At 66.6% G+C, this 14,613-nt stretch carries 11 protein-coding genes; 6 read left to right on the top strand and 5 right to left on the bottom strand.

Features of this window, described 5'->3' with window-relative positions:
* Positions 1–4 precede the first annotated feature (4 nt).
* On the bottom strand, positions 5–2,596 hold the full coding sequence (glgP, locus tag AC5Y4N_RS13180) for an alpha-glucan family phosphorylase (protein ID WP_499909283.1): 2,592 nt from the start codon (positions 2,594–2,596) through the stop codon (positions 5–7).
* A 167-nt stretch (positions 2,597–2,763) separates the two neighbouring features.
* Here glgP and AC5Y4N_RS13175 point away from each other — a divergent pair, with 167 nt between their 5' ends.
* Complete coding sequence (locus AC5Y4N_RS13175) at positions 2,764–4,836, top strand: alpha-1,4-glucan--maltose-1-phosphate maltosyltransferase (RefSeq protein ID WP_499909286.1); 2,073 nt, start codon at positions 2,764–2,766, stop codon at positions 4,834–4,836.
* A gap of 36 nt (positions 4,837–4,872) precedes the next feature.
* Positions 4,873–7,077 (top strand): 1,4-alpha-glucan branching protein GlgB, encoded by a 2,205-nt coding sequence (gene glgB / locus AC5Y4N_RS13170; protein WP_499909288.1) that lies wholly within the window; start codon positions 4,873–4,875, stop codon positions 7,075–7,077.
* A 25-nt stretch (positions 7,078–7,102) separates the two neighbouring features.
* On the opposite strand, the gene AC5Y4N_RS13165 is transcribed toward glgB, so the two are convergent.
* Both AC5Y4N_RS13165 and AC5Y4N_RS13160 read right to left on the bottom strand, forming a co-directional pair.
* Complete coding sequence (locus AC5Y4N_RS13165) at positions 7,103–7,996, bottom strand: tetratricopeptide repeat protein (protein WP_499909290.1); 894 nt, start codon at positions 7,994–7,996, stop codon at positions 7,103–7,105.
* Between the two features lie 127 nt (positions 7,997–8,123).
* Positions 8,124–9,305, bottom strand: coding sequence for an acetyl-CoA C-acetyltransferase (locus AC5Y4N_RS13160; RefSeq protein WP_499909292.1), 1,182 nt, complete (start codon positions 9,303–9,305; stop codon positions 8,124–8,126).
* A gap of 91 nt (positions 9,306–9,396) precedes the next feature.
* Here AC5Y4N_RS13160 and mce point away from each other — a divergent pair, with 91 nt between their 5' ends.
* Positions 9,397–9,861, top strand: a complete 465-nt coding sequence (gene mce, locus AC5Y4N_RS13155) for a methylmalonyl-CoA epimerase (protein WP_499909294.1) — start codon at positions 9,397–9,399, stop codon at positions 9,859–9,861.
* Positions 9,862–9,865: 4 nt separating this feature from the next.
* Here mce and AC5Y4N_RS13150 read toward each other — a convergent pair whose 3' ends face one another.
* On the bottom strand, positions 9,866–10,147 hold the full coding sequence (locus AC5Y4N_RS13150) for an Rv1322 family protein (protein WP_499909296.1): 282 nt from the start codon (positions 10,145–10,147) through the stop codon (positions 9,866–9,868).
* A complete protein-coding gene (gene nucS / locus AC5Y4N_RS13145) occupies positions 10,147–10,818 on the bottom strand; it encodes an endonuclease NucS (protein WP_499909298.1) in 672 nt (223 codons plus the stop codon). Before nucS ends, AC5Y4N_RS13150 begins: the two co-directional genes overlap by 1 nt.
* Before the next feature lie 45 nt (positions 10,819–10,863).
* On the opposite strand from nucS, the gene AC5Y4N_RS13140 reads away from it, so the two are divergent.
* From AC5Y4N_RS13140 to AC5Y4N_RS13130, 3 genes are read left to right on the top strand one after another with little or no spacing between them, the layout of a single operon-like run.
* Positions 10,864–12,477: an adenylate/guanylate cyclase domain-containing protein gene (locus tag AC5Y4N_RS13140; protein WP_499909301.1), complete on the top strand. Its 1,614-nt coding sequence runs from the start codon at positions 10,864–10,866 to the stop codon at positions 12,475–12,477.
* A 49-nt stretch (positions 12,478–12,526) separates the two neighbouring features.
* A complete protein-coding gene (locus AC5Y4N_RS13135) occupies positions 12,527–14,020 on the top strand; it encodes an AlkA N-terminal domain-containing protein (RefSeq protein ID WP_499909303.1) in 1,494 nt (497 codons plus the stop codon).
* A complete protein-coding gene (locus tag AC5Y4N_RS13130) occupies positions 14,017–14,520 on the top strand; it encodes a methylated-DNA--[protein]-cysteine S-methyltransferase (RefSeq protein WP_499909305.1) in 504 nt (167 codons plus the stop codon). Before AC5Y4N_RS13135 ends, AC5Y4N_RS13130 begins: the two co-directional genes overlap by 4 nt.
* Positions 14,521–14,613: the final 93 nt, after the last annotated feature.

Genomic DNA, 14,613 nt, shown 5'->3' with positions numbered 1-14,613 from the left:
CCACTCACGCCAGCGTGACCAAGCCCAGCTCGTTGTCCCCGGTCAACAATGCGTGGTGCGGCAACACTCGAACGGTGTAGCCGACCGAACCTGCGACCGGCAGGGGCGTCGTGGTCGCGAAAGTGTGCTCGCCGGTGTCGGCGATGCCCGCGTGCTGCATCGGCACGCAGACCGGCTCGAGCAGCGAGTCGTCGGCGTCCACGTGGCCCAGCACCGCCTGCACGGTGACCTCGTCGGGCGACAACCCGGCCAACTCGACCGTCGCGGTCAACGTCATCTCGGACCCCAGCACCGGCGTGTCGGGCAGGCCGCTGCTGTCCACCTCGATGATCCGCACCTTCGGCCAGGCGTCGGAAACCTTGCGCCGGTACTCGGCCAATCCCCGGGCGCAGGCGAACTTCTCGCCGTTCACCGGCTCGATGGTGCGATGCAGAGATTGCGCCGAGGGCGCGTAGTACTTCTCGGTGTAGTCGCGCACCATCCTCGACGCGAGCACTTTGGGACCCAGCACCTGCAGGGTGTGTCGCACCATCTCCACCCAGCGCCGAGGTATTCCCGACTCGTCGCGTTCGTAGAACTTCGGCGCCACAGTCGATTCCAGCAGGTTGTAGAGCGCGGCGGCTTCCAGGTCGTCACGGCGCTCGTCGGAGACTCCGTCGGCAGTCGGGATTTCCCAACCGTTCTCGCCGTCGTACCACTCGTCCCACCAGCCGTCGCGGATCGACAGGTTCAGCCCACCGTTCAGCGCGCTCTTCATCCCCGACGTGCCACACGCCTCGAGCGGCCGCAACGGGTTGTTCAGCCACACGTCGCAACCCCAATACAGCAGGCGCGCCATCGACATGTCGTAGTCCGGCAGGAAGGCGATCCGGTGGCGTACCGCCGGCCGGTCGGCGAATCGCACGACCTGCTGGATCAGCGCCTTGCCGCCGTCGTCCGCGGGATGCGACTTGCCTGCCACGATCAGCTGGATCGGCCGCTCCTGGTCGAGCAGAAGCCGCTCCAGGCGCTCCGGGTCACGCAGCATGAGGGTCAGCCTCTTGTAGGTGGGCACCCGACGAGCGAATCCGATCGTCAACACATTGGGATCGAAAGCCGTTGCAGTCCAGCGCAATTCGGCTTCCGGAGCACCTCGCTCCAGCCACGACAGCCGCACCCGGCGACGGACATCGGCGACCAGGCGCTCTCGCAGCAAGCAGCGGATCACCCAGATGCGTTCCGCGTCGAGCTGCTGCACCCGCTCGAACACCTCCGGGTCGGTCGGGCGGTCAGTACCGATCAGTTCGCTACCGAGCTCGATACACTCCGGCGCGGCCCAGCTGTACGCGTGCACACCGTTGGTAACCGATCCGATCGGCACTTCGTCGGGGTCGAATCCGGGCCACAGCTCGTTGAACATCTGCCGGCTCACCCGGCCGTGCAGCAGTGAAACGCCGTTGGCGCGCTGCGCGAGCCGCAGCCCCATGTGCGCCATGTTGAATTTCGTCGGGTCGTCCTCGGCCCCCAGCGCGAGGATTCGGTCCAGCGGCACACCTGGCAGCAGTGCGGACTCGTTGGTGCCGTTGCCGCTGCCGAAATAGTGCTCCACCATCTCGACCGGGAAGCGATCGATGCCCGCGGGCACCGGCGTGTGCGTGGTAAACACCGTGCTGGATCGCACCACGGTCAGGGCGGTGTCGAAATCGAGCTTCTCGTCGGTCATCAACTCCCGGATCCGCTCCGCACCGAGGAATCCGGCGTGGCCTTCGTTCATGTGGAAGACCTCGGGCGCCGCGATGCCTTCGGCTGCGCTGAAAGCCCGAATCGCACGCACGCCACCGACGCCGGCGAGGATCTCCTGCTTGATGCGGTGGTCCTGGTCGCCGCCATAGAGGCGATCGGTGACGCTGCGAAGATCGTGCTCGTTGTCTGGAACGTCGGAGTCCAACAGCAGCAACGGGATTCGGCCGACCTGCGCGATCCACACCCGCGCCCGCAGCTCGCGGCCGTCGGGCAGCGCCAGCGCGATGAGCACAGGCTCGCCGGATTCGGCGGTCAGCAGCCGCAAGGGCAGCCCCTGAGGATCCAGCGACGGATACGTCTCGTGCTGCCAACCGTCGGCCGTCAGCGACTGACGGAAGTACCCCGACCGGTAGTAGAGGCCCACGGCGATCAACGGCAGACCGAGATCCGACGCGGCCTTGAGGTGGTCCCCCGCGAGGATGCCCAGCCCGCCCGAGTAATTGGGCAGCACCTCCGACACCCCGAACTCCATCGAGAAGTAGGCGATCCCCGAGGGCAGCACCGCACCGGCCGCACTTTGTTCCTGGTACCACCGGGGCCGGGTCAGATAGTCGCGCAGATCGTCGGCCAGACTGTCGAGCTGCTCGAGGAAGTGCTGGTCGACGGCGAGTTCGTCGAGCCGTTGCGGCGTCACCGCGCCCAGCAACGCCAGCGGGTCTTTTCGGCACCGTTCCCACAACGTCGGGTCGATGGCTGCGAAAAGATCCTGGGTCGGCTTGTCCCACGACCATCGCAGGTTCACCGACAGCTGCTCGAGTGCGGCCAGCCGATCGGGAAGGTGAGCACGGACTGTGAATCGACGCAGTGCCTTCACGCGGCAATACCTTACTGAGAATTCGCGGCGACGCAGTCCGTCGCACACGTCACATCACCCGACGGCGGCGTTTGGGACCGACACTACGGTGGGAACGGGACAACAAAGAAGCGACAGCCGAACCACCACCGCGGCATGCGCGTGCCGCGCCATCGAAGGAGTCTCGGGTGCCCGGTCGGATCGAAATCGATGATGTTCGGCCCGTCGTCTCGTGCGGAAGATATCCGGCCAAGGCCGTCGTCGGAGAGATCATGCCGGTCCGGGCGACCGTGTGGCGGGAGGGCCACGAGGCAGTGGCTGCCACGCTGGTGGTGCGCTATCTGGGCCGTGGCTACCCGCGGCTGGCCAAGACGGCCGACCGCAGGACGGCCGTACCCGGCGCGCATTCCGCCGGCGTGCAACGGGTCAAGCCGATCCTGCTTCCGATGTCACAGGGCAGCGAACCCGACGTCTTTCACGGTCAGTTCACGCCCGACACTGTCGGGCTGTGGACGTTCCGGGTGGACGGCTGGGGCGATCCGATCACGTCGTGGCGCCGGGCGGTCACGGCCAAACTCGACGCCGGTCAGGGCGAACCCGAGCTGTCCAACGACTTGCTGGTCGGCGCGAAGTTGTTCGAGCGGGCCGCGATGGGACTGCCGCGCAAGTTGCGCGACCCGCTGCTGGAGGCCGCGGTGGCATTGCGCGCCCCCGGTGATCCGCTGACCCGGGTCGCCGCTGCGACCACCGACGAGGTCAGCGAACTGTTGGCGCAGTATCCGCTGCGCGAGTTGGTCACCCGCGGCGAGCAGTACGGAATCTGGGTCGACCGCCCGCTGGCGCGGTTCGGCTCGTGGTACGAGATGTTCCCGCGCTCCACGGGCGGCTGGGGCGCCGACGGCAAGCCGGTGCACGGCACGTTCGCCACCGCCGCGCGGGCGCTGCCGCGGATCGCGAAGATGGGTTTCGACGTGGTCTACCTGCCGCCGATCCATCCCATCGGCAAGGTGCACCGCAAGGGCCGCAACAACTCGGTCACCGCTGCACCCGGTGACGTCGGCTCGCCGTGGGCGATCGGCAGCGACGAGGGCGGCCACGATGCCGTCCACCCCGACCTCGGCACCATTGACGATTTCGACGCATTCGTCGCCGCCGCGCGCGACAACGGCCTGGAGGTGGCGCTGGATCTGGCGCTGCAGTGCGCACCGGATCACCCGTGGGCGCGCGACCACCGCGAGTGGTTCACGGTGCTGCCCGACGGCACCATCGCGTACGCCGAGAATCCGCCGAAGAAGTACCAGGACATCTATCCGCTGAATTTCGACAACGACCCCGAGGGGCTTTACCACGAGGTGCTGCGGGTGGTACGGCACTGGATTGACCACGGCGTCAAGGTCTTTCGCGTCGACAACCCCCACACCAAGCCGCCGAACTTTTGGGAATGGCTGATCGAGGAGGTCAAAAGCGTCGACCCGGACGTGCTGTTCTTGTCCGAGGCCTTCACCCGGCCGGCGCGCCTGTACGGCCTGGCCAAACTCGGCTTCACGCAGTCCTACACGTACTTCACCTGGCGCACGGCGAAGTGGGAGTTGACGGAGTTCGGCGAGGAGATCGCCCAGCACGCCGACTATGCCCGGCCGAACCTGTTCGTCAACACGCCCGACATCCTCCACGAGAGCCTGCAGCACGGCGGCCCGGGCATGTTCGCCATTCGCGCGGCGCTGGCCGCCACGATGGGCCCCACCTGGGGCGTCTACTCCGGCTATGAACTGTTCGAGCATCGACCGGTCCGCGAGGGCAGCGAAGAGTACCTCGACTCCGAGAAATACCAGCTGCGTCCGCGTGACTTCGAGGGTGCGCTGGAACGCGGCGAGTCCCTCGAACCGTTCATCACCCGCCTCAACGAGATCCGCCGCCTGCATCCCGCGCTTCACCAGCTGCGCACCATCCACTTTCACCACGTCGACAACGACGCGCTGCTGGCCTACAGCAAGTTCGACCCGTCGACCGGTGACGCGGTACTGGTGGTGGTGACGCTGAACCCGTTCGGGCCCGAAGAGGCCACGCTGTGGTTAGACCTGCCGGCGTTGGGTATGGAGTGGTACGACCGCTTCTGGGTTCGTGACGAGATCACCGGCGAGGAATACCACTGGGGCCAGGCAAATTACGTCCGTCTCGATCCGGTGAGAGCCGTCGCCCACATCTTGCACCTGCCACGGGTGCCGGAGGAGGCCCGGCTGTCGCTACTGCAGAGGAAGTGACCGTATGCCGATGAGCGCTTGCGCGAAGAGGACACGATGACGCAATCCAAGCAGCACACCGCCCATCTGGCGCCGGACAGGTCGGATTTCGACCGGATCCTCGCCGGTGAGCATCACGACCCGCATTCGGTGCTGGGCGCGCACGAGTACGGCGACCACACGGTGATCCGGGCGTACCGCCCCCATGCGGCCGAAGTCGTCGCAATCGTGGGGTCGCAGCGCTATCCGCTGCGTCACCTCGAGGGCGGACTGTTCGCGGTCGCGCTGCCGTTCGTGAACCTGATCGACTACCGGCTCGAGATCAGTTACCCCGGAGCCGACGGCCGCCTCGACGTGCACACCGTCGCCGACGGGTACCGCTTCTTGCCGACGCTCGGCGAGATCGACCTGCATCTGTTCAACGAGGGCCGCCACGAACGCCTGTGGGAGATCCTCGGCGCTCATCCCCGTACGTTCACCACCCCCGACGGCGAGGTGACGGGCGTGTCGTTCGCGGTCTGGGCGCCGAACGCCAAGGGCGTCAGCCTGATCGGCGACTTCAATCACTGGGACGGCAACGAGGCCCAGCTGCGAGTACTCGGCTCCTCGGGCGTGTGGGAATTGTTCTGGCCCGGTTTCGAAGTGGGCGGCTTGTACAAGTTCCGCGTGCACGGCGCCGACGGCGCGGTCACCGACCGGGCCGATCCGTTCGCGTTCGCCACCGAAGTGCCCCCGCACACGGCCTCAAAGGTGACCACGAGCAGCTACGAATGGCAGGACGAGGAGTGGATGGCCCGCCGCGCGGCTACCAATCCGGTGTTCGCGCCGATGAGTACATACGAGGTGCACCTGGCGTCGTGGCGCCCCGGGCTGAGCTACCGTCAGCTCGCCACCGAACTCACCGAATACGTTGTCGCTCAGGGTTTCACACACGTCGAATTGCTGCCGGTCGCCGAGCACCCGTTCGGCGGTTCCTGGGGATACCAGGTCACCTCGTATTACGCGCCGACGTCACGGCTCGGCACGCCCGACGACTTCCGGGCGCTGGTCGACGCACTGCACCAAGCCGGAATCGGCGTGATCGTGGACTGGGTGCCCGCTCACTTCCCGAAGGACGCCTGGGCGCTCGGCCGCTTCGACGGAACCCCGCTCTACGAGCATTCCGACCCACGCCGCGGCGAGCAACTCGACTGGGGCACTTACGTTTTCGACTTCGGCCGACCGGAGGTGCGTAACTTCCTGGTCGCCAATGCGCTGTACTGGCTGCAGGAGTTCCACGTCGACGGGCTGCGCGTGGACGCGGTGGCGTCGATGCTGTACCTGGACTACTCCCGTCCCGAAGGTGGTTGGACACCCAACATCTACGGCGGCCGCGAGAACCTGGAAGCCGTGCAGTTCCTCCAGGAGATGAACGCCACGGTGCACAAGCTCGCGCCGGGCATCGTCACCGTCGCGGAGGAGTCCACCTCCTGGCCAGGTGTCACGCGTCCGACAAACCTTGGTGGCCTTGGCTTTTCGATGAAGTGGAACATGGGGTGGATGAACGACACGCTCGGCTACATCAGCCGAGATCCCATCCACCGCAGCTACCACCACCATGAGATGACGTTCTCGCTGCTGTACGCGTTCAGCGAGAACTTCGTGCTGCCGATCAGCCACGACGAAGTGGTCCACGGAAAGGGCACGCTGTGGGGCCGCATGCCCGGCGACGACCACATGAAGGCCGCCGGACTCCGCAGTCTGCTGGCATACCAGTGGGCCCACCCCGGCAAGCAGTTGTTGTTCATGGGTCAGGAATTCGGCCAACGCGCAGAGTGGTCCGAAGAGCGCGGTGTGGACTGGTACCAGCTCGACGAGAACAGCTACTCCAACGGCATCCTGCGGCTGGTGCATGACATCAACACGATCTATCGCAGCCATCCGGCGCTGTGGTCACGGGACAGCAGCCCGGAGGGCTACTCGTGGATCGACGCGAACGACTCCGCCAACAACGTGCTGAGCTTTCTGCGGTTCGGCAGCGACGGCTCGATGCTGGCGTGCGTCTTCAACTTTGCGGGCACCGAGCACACCCGCTACCGGCTCGGCCTGCCGCGCGCCGGGCGGTGGCGTGAAGTGCTCAACACCGACGCGACGATCTACAACGGCGCCGGCATCGGCAACTTCGGCGCGGTCGAGGCCGACGACGAACCATGGCATGGCCGTCCCGCATCCGCGGTGATGGTGTTGCCGCCGCTGTCGGCGCTGTGGTTCGAACCCGAGTAGCTGGCGGATCGCGAAATCTGAGGATTCAGTACAGGGCGTTGGCCAGGTTGCGCCGAGCGGTGATGACCGCCGGGTCGGCAGGGTCGAACAAGTCAAAGAGCTCGACGAGCCTGGTGCGGACTTTCGCACGGTCGTCGCCCGACGTGCGCTTGACCAAGTCGATGAGCCGGTTGAACGCCGCATCGACCAACTGGTTGAGGATCTCGACGTCAGCGGCGGCGAAGGCGGCCTCGATATCGTCAGGGTTGGCGTCAGCCACCCGCGTGGCGTCGGGCCGCTGCTTGGTGGCGCGCGTCAAGAACGAGATCTGCCGGACCGCACCCTTGGCCTCCGGGTGGCCGGGATCTTTGTCGAGGATGGACTGGTAGGCGGCGAGCGCCGCGTCGAAGTTGCCCTCCTCCAGTAGCTCGCGCGCCCTGGCCAACTCCGGATCCACCTGCTCGGGCTCCGCATCGGTTGTGCCGCTGAGTTTTCCGGCCGTGGCAGCGACGAGCGAGTCGACCCACCTGCGCAACTGTTCGGGTGGCTGGCTGCCCTGGAAGCTGGAGATGGGCTGGCCGGCGGCTACTGCGACGACGGTGGGCACCGCCTGCACGCCGAAGATCTGCGCGACGCGCGGTGTGGCGTCCACGTTGACGGTGGCCAACGCCCACTTGCCGGCGTCGGAGGACGCCAGACCCGCCAACGTATCGGCGAGTTGTGCGGAGGTGTCGCTGCGCGGAGACCACAGGACCACCACGACCGGCACCTGGTTGGACCGAACCAGCACCTCTGATTCGAAGTTGGCTTCGGTGACCTCTGTCCCGGCTTGGGCGCCGGGAGCCCGGCCGGTATCGCTCTGGGTGGCTCGCTGTTTGAGGGCGGAAAGGTCAACGGCGCCCGCCATCGCGGGCGCAATGGGTGGACGGGGACGACTCACGTCGTCAAGTTTGTCACGCCGCGAGCAGCACGGTGGCGGCCGGTGGACCGGCCACACGGTCCGGTATGACGCAATTCACATGACCCGCTTTGCGGTGGCCGTGACGTCCGCGCCAGCAACGTTGGCGTCACCTCGCGCGAAGAATCAGCGCGTCACCCTGGCCGCCGGCGCCACAGAGTCCGGCGACGGCATAACCGGAGCCGCGCCGCGACAGCTCCAGCGCGGCATGCAGGGTGATCCGGGCACCTGACATCCCGATCGGGTGACCGACGGCGATCGCGCCGCCGTTGACGTTCACCTTCTCGGGATCCACCCCCAGTTCGCGGGTGGAGGCCAACGCAACAGCGGCGAACGCCTCGTTGATCTCGATGACGTCGAGCTGGTCCACCGAGATGCCTTCGCGCGCGACCGCCTTCTTGATCGCATTGGCCGGCTGGGACTGCAACGTCGAGTCCGGTCCCGCGACGACTCCGTGTGCGCCAATCTCCGCCAGCCAATTGAGCCCGAGTTCCTCGGCCTTGCGCTTGTTCATCACCACGACAGCCGCGGCGCCGTCGGAGATCTGCGACGCCGAGCCGGCAGTGATGGTGCCGTCCTTGCGAAACGCCGGCTTGAGCCCGGCCAGCGATTCCGCCGTGGTGTTGGCGCGGATGCCCTCGTCCTCGGTGAACTCGATCGGATCGCCCTTACGCTGCGGAATCTTGACCGGCACCACCTCGTCGGCGAACACCCCGTCCTTCCACGCGGCCGCGGCCTTCTGGTGTGACCGGGCGGCGTACTCGTCCTGCTCGGCGCGGGTGAACCGATCGACTTCGTTGCGCTGCTCGGTGAGCGCACCCATCGGTTGATCGGTGAAGACGTCGTGCAGCCCGTCGTAAGCCATGTGATCCAGCACCGTCACGTCGCCGTACTTGTAGCCGGCGCGGCTGCCGACCAACAGGTGGGGGGCCGCGGTCATCGACTCCTGACCGCCCGCGACCACCACGTCGAACTCACCGGCCCGGATCAACTGGTCGGCCAACGCGATCGCGTCGATCCCGGACAGACACATCTTGTTGATGGTCAGCGCCGGCACGTCCCACCCGATGCCGGCCGCCACAGCCGCCTGGCGCGCAGGCATCTGCCCGGCGCCGGCAGTGAGCACCTGCCCCATGATCACGTATTCGACGAGCGACGCCGACACATTGGCCTTCTCGAGTGCGCCCTTGATCGCGATGGCTCCCAGGTCGCTTCCCGAAAAATCCTTCAGCGAACCCATCAACTTGCCGATCGGGGTGCGAGCTCCAGCAACGATGACCGACGTCGTCATAAATACCTCCAGAACTGGTGTCCGCATCCGGAAAACGGGGTAAGTATGGGCCCAAGAAGCGGAATCTATGTCGTTAGGTTACCTTGACGTTATGACCACCGAGCAGGTTGACGCCCGACCCGTCCTGGCAAGTGCGCTGGTCACAGCGATAGACCACGTCGGTATCGCCGTGGCCGATCTCGATGCCGCCATCGCCTGGTACCACGACCACCTCGGCATGATCGTCGTGCACGAAGAGGTCAACGAAGGCCAGGGAGTGCGTGAGGCGATGCTGTCCGTGCGCGCCGCCCCTGCAGGTAGCGCACAGGTGCAGCTGATGGCCCCGATCGACGACTCCTCGCCGATCGCGAAATTCCTCGACAAGCGTGGCCCGGGCCTGCAGCAGCTGGCTTACCGGGTCAGCAACCTCGATGAGCTCACCCGGCGCCTCGAAGACCAGGGCGTGCGGTTGCTGTACGACGTCCCGCGGCGCGGCACCGCCAACTCGCGGATCAACTTCATCCACCCCAAGGATGCCGGCGGCGTACTGATCGAACTCGTCGAGCCGGCCGTCTGATTCGCTAAGACCACTTGCGCGTCGGCCCGCGGGTAGCCCGGTGGGTCCAGCACGCGGTGTGCCAGTGCCGTCGATCCTCGACCCCGCCGTGGGCGTCGACCGGCCAGACCACGAGATGTGCTGTGGCCGTGAGGATTTCGTGATCACAGCCGGGACAGCGATAGACCTTTGTGGCGCGTGCGGCGGCCACGGGCCGCACCTCGTAGTCGTAGCCGTCGGGCCCGGCTTCGATCCGGCGGGCGATGGGCGGCAGCGGCCGCTTGGCTGGTGTCCGGCGCTTGGCCATCAGAACAACCGGTATTCGTCGCTGCCCAAGCCCCGCATCTCGTCGTAATCCAATGTCACGCAACGGATTCCGCGGTCGACGGCCAAGGTTCGCGCTTGCGGCTTGATCTGCTGAGCGGCGAACACGCCGCTGACCGGGGCCAGCAGGCTGTCGCGGTTGAGTAGTTCGAGGTAGCGGGTCAGCTGTTCCACCCCGTCGATCTCGCCGCGCCGCTTGATCTCCACCGCAACCGACCGACCCTGGTCGTCGCGGCAGAGCAGGTCGACCGGACCGATGGGGGTCATGTACTCGCGGCGCACCAAGGTGTATCCCGAGCCCAGCAGCTCGATGTGCTCGGCGAGCAACTCCTGCAGGTGCGCCTCGACGCCGTCTTTCACCAGGCCGGGGTCGACGCCCAGTTCGTGTGACGAGTCGTGCTCGATGTCCTCCACCGTGATCCGCAACTGCTCACCAGCCTTGTTCTGCACCACCCAGACGGTTTCGGATCCGTCGGAGGTTTCCGTCAGCCAACACGGCGGGCTCATCCAGTTCAGCGGTTTGTAAGCGCGGTCGTCGGCGTGCACGCTGACCGATCCGTCAGCCTTGATCAGCAGCAGGCGCCGCGCGGACGGCAGATGTGCGGTGAGCCGTCCGAGGTAGTCGACAGTGCAGCGGGCGATCACGAGACGCACGCGTTCACTCTATGGCCCCGGCCCCGCCACTAGGCTGACGCCACGATGGTTGCCAAGTTGTCGGTAGGTCAGCGGCTCGGCCGGTTGGCGGAGCGCGTGACACGGCAAAGCGGCCGACTGCCGGATACCCCCGACTTCGGGACCTGGATATTAGGCCGAGCCGAAGAGAGCCCCAGACGCCGACGGGTGCGGATCCAGACCATTCTCACCGTGTTCGTGCTCAGCGCGAACCTCATCGGTATCGGCGTCGCATTACTGGTCGTTACCGTGGCGATTCCGGTGCCCAGTATCTTCACCGACGCGCCGCTGTGGCTGACCTTCGGCATCAGCCCCGCCTACATCGGGGCTGCGCTGTTCGTGGGCGTGGTATGGATGACGCGGCGCATCGTCAAGTCGCTGCGCTGGTCGATCGAGGACCGCGCACCCACACGCGAGGATCAGCGCAACGCCTTCATGGCGCCGTGGCGGCTCGCAGGCATCCATCTGGTGCTGTGGGGCATCGGAACGGCCCTGCTGACGACGCTGTACGGGCTCGTCAACACCGCTTTCATCCCCCGGTATCTGTTCGCGGTGAGTTTCAGCGGAATCGTCGTCACCGCGATCTGCTACATGTTCACCGAATTCGCGCTGCGGCCCGTCGCCGCCCAGGCGCTGGAGGCCGGCCCGCCCCCGCGCCGATTCGCTCCGCGCGTCATGGGACGGATCATGACGGGCTGGGCGCTCGGCTCCGGCGTCATCGTGCTCGGCATCGTGCTGCTGGCTGTGTTCTCCCTGTCACTGCAGAACTTGACCCAGACGCAGTTCGCCGTTGCCGTGCTGATCCTGGGCATCGTGGCGCTGCTCTTCGGCGCGCTGCTGATGTGGCTGGTCGCCTGGCTCATCGTGACGCCGGTGCGGGTGGTGCGCACAGCGCTCAAGAAGGTCGAAGAGGGCAACCTCGACTGCAACCTGGTGGTGTTCGACGGCACCGAGCTGGGCGAGTTGCAGCGCGGCTTCAACGCGATGGTGCATGGGCTGCGGGAACGGGAACGGCTGCGCGACCTGTTCGGTCGCCACGTCGGCAGGGAAGTCGCTGCCGCCGCCGAACAGCAAGAGCTCGAACTGGGCGGTGAAGTGCGCCACGTCGCAGTACTTTTCGTCGACATCATCGGGTCGACGCAGCTGGTGAGCAGCAAGCCACCGATCGAGGTGGTGGATTTGCTCAACCGGTTCTTTGCCGTGGTGGTCGAGGAAGTCGACCGCCATCACGGTCTGCTCAACAAGTTCGAGGGCGACGCGTCGCTGGCGATTTTCGGCGCGCCTGTGCGGCTGCCCCGGCCCGAGGACGAGGCGCTCGCCGCGGCCCGCGCGATTATCCGACGGTTGCGTCACGACGTACCGGAATGCCCTGCCGGTGTCGGCGTGGCGGCCGGTAAGGCGGTGGCCGGAAACGTCGGGGCCTACGAGCGCTTCGAGTACACCGTGATCGGCGATCCGGTGAACGAGGCTGCGCGGTTGTGCGAACTGGCCAAGTCGTATCCGCAGCGGTTGCTGGCGTCGGCGGTCACTGTCGAAGCGGCCAGCGACGACGAACGGCGCTGTTGGTCGGTCGACGGTGAAGTGGTGCTACGCGGGCGCGACAAGCCGACGAGGTTGGCCATCCCCGAGCCCGGACAGTGATGTCGGATTTCCGCCAGTGCTGTCGCTTGGTGCGTGTCATTGTCGATGTATGCACGACGACTTCGACCGCTGCTACCGCGCGATCCAGTCCAAGGACGCTCGGTTCGACGGTTGGTTCGTCACTGCCGTTCTGACCACCAAGATCTACTGCCGGCCGAGTTGCCCGGCGCGCTCGCCGTTTGCGCGCAACGTGCGGTTCTATCCGACCGCCGCGGCCGCGCAGCGGGCCGGCTTCCGACCGTGTAAGCGCTGCCGCCCGGACGCTTCCCCGGGATCGCCGGAGTGGAATGTTCGCGGCGACGCAGTGGCAAGGGCGATGCGACTGATTGCCGACGGCACGGTGGACCGCGAGGGCGTCGCCGGATTGGCGGCCGAAGTCGGCTACACCCCCCGTCAGCTCGAGCGCGTGCTTCAAGCGGAGGTAGGCGCCGGTCCGCTGGCACTGGCCCGCGCGCAGCGCACCCAGACGGCACGGGTGCTGATCGAAACCACTGATCTGCCGTTCAGCGACGTCGCTTTCGCCGCCGGCTTCTCCAGCATCCGGCAGTTCAACGACACCATCCGCGAGGTCTGCGCTGCCACGCCCACCGATCTGCGCCGGATGGCCACCCGCCGGGCGGATTCCGACGCCACGGCGCATGGGGCCGGGACCGTGTCACTGCGGTTGCCGACGCGCACGCCGTTCGCGTTCGAGGGTGTGTTCGGCCACTTGGCGGCCACTGCGGTACCCGGCTGCGAGGAGGTCCGCGACGGCAGCTACCGGCGAACGTTGCGGCTGCCGTGGGGCGAGGGCATCGTCAGCCTCACCCCTGCGCCCGACCACGTTCGATGCGTATTGCGGCTGTATGACTTTCGGGATCTGGCCACGGCCATCGCGCGCTGCCGGCGGCTGCTGGACCTAGACGCCGATCCGGAGGCGGTGGTCGACTTCCTCGGTGCCGACGCCGACCTCGCCGCGCTCGTGGCCAAGCACCCCGGCCAGCGCATACCCCGCACCGTCGACGAACACGAACTCGCGGTGCGCGCGGTGATCGGCCAGCAAGTGTCCACCAAGGCAGCGCGAACGCATTGCGCGCGAATTGCGGCGAAGTACGGCACCCCGATCACCGACCCCGACGGCGCACTGACCCATACGTTCCCGTCGGTCGAACGACTGACCGCACTGCATCCGTCCGAGCTTGCGCTACCAAAGGCGCGTTCCGACAGCATCATTCGTCTGGTGCATGCGCTGGCCGCAGGTGAGGTGACGCTCGGGCCGGGTTGCGACTGGCAGCGGGCGCGACGGCAACTCCTCGAGCTGCCCGGTATCGGGCCGTGGACCACCGAAGTCGTGGCGATGCGCGCGCTTGGCGATCCCGACGCATTCCCTGTCGGCGATGGTGGAATACGCACGGCTGCAAGACAACTCGGGCTGCCAACAGAGCCACGCGTGTTGAGCGACTACAGCAAGAGATGGCGCCCCTGGCGGTCGTATGCGGCCCAGCACATGTGGGTCACCCTCGACCACCCCGTGAACCACTGGCCACCGAAGGAGAAGACATGAGCGGCATACGTTTTCGGATCGTCGAGAGCCCAATAGGTCCGCTTACGTTGGCAGGCCGCGGCAATGCCCTGGCGCACTTGCGAATGCAGGATCAGACTCACGAGCCCAGCCGAGTCGGCTGGGAACGCGATGACGACGCCTTCCCGCAAGCCGTTGAGCAACTTGGCGCATATTTCGCCGGCGAGCTGACAGAGTTCGATCTCGAGCTGCACTTGGCGGGAACCGAATTCCAGCGGCGGGTATGGGGTGCACTGCAGACGATTCCCTACGGGCAGACTCGGTCCTACGGTGAGATTGCGCTACAGATCGGCGCACCCGGCGCGTCCCGCGCGGTAGGACTTGCCAACGGCCGCAACCCGATTGGGATCATCGTTCCGTGCCATCGGGTGATCGGTGCCAGCGGTTGCCTCACCGGCTACGGCGGCGGGCTGGACCGCAAGCGACACCTTCTGCAATTGGAGCGCAGTAGAAAAGCCGCAGCCCTGACACTGTTCGACTGACGCGACGCTTGTCTGCGATCCGCGCGAGCAGACGCAAATGGTCCACGAATGCCTGTGCCCCCCAACGTAATTGGGGGGCACAGGGCTTGTGTT

The organism is Mycobacterium sp. NGS19, from assembly GCF_059813155.1.
The sequence above is the reverse complement of the archived record's forward strand: the minus strand, read 5'-3'. Positions and strand labels throughout refer to the sequence as shown.

Bases quoted from the DNA above. Each gene is read 5' to 3' on its own strand.
- mce (WP_499909294.1), top strand. From the start codon at position 9,397: ATGACCACCGAGCAGGTTGACGCCCGACCCGTCCTGGCAAGTGCGCTG.
- AC5Y4N_RS13140 (WP_499909301.1), top strand. From the start codon at position 10,864: ATGGTTGCCAAGTTGTCGGTAGGTCAGCGGCTCGGCCGGTTGGCGGAG.
- AC5Y4N_RS13150 (WP_499909296.1), bottom strand. From the start codon at position 10,147: ATGGCCAAGCGCCGGACACCAGCCAAGCGGCCGCTGCCGCCCATCGCC.
- AC5Y4N_RS13160 (WP_499909292.1), bottom strand. From the start codon at position 9,305: ATGACGACGTCGGTCATCGTTGCTGGAGCTCGCACCCCGATCGGCAAG.
- AC5Y4N_RS13135 (WP_499909303.1), top strand. From the start codon at position 12,527: ATGCACGACGACTTCGACCGCTGCTACCGCGCGATCCAGTCCAAGGAC.
- glgB (WP_499909288.1), top strand. From the start codon at position 4,873: ATGACGCAATCCAAGCAGCACACCGCCCATCTGGCGCCGGACAGGTCG.
- AC5Y4N_RS13130 (WP_499909305.1), top strand. From the start codon at position 14,017: ATGAGCGGCATACGTTTTCGGATCGTCGAGAGCCCAATAGGTCCGCTT.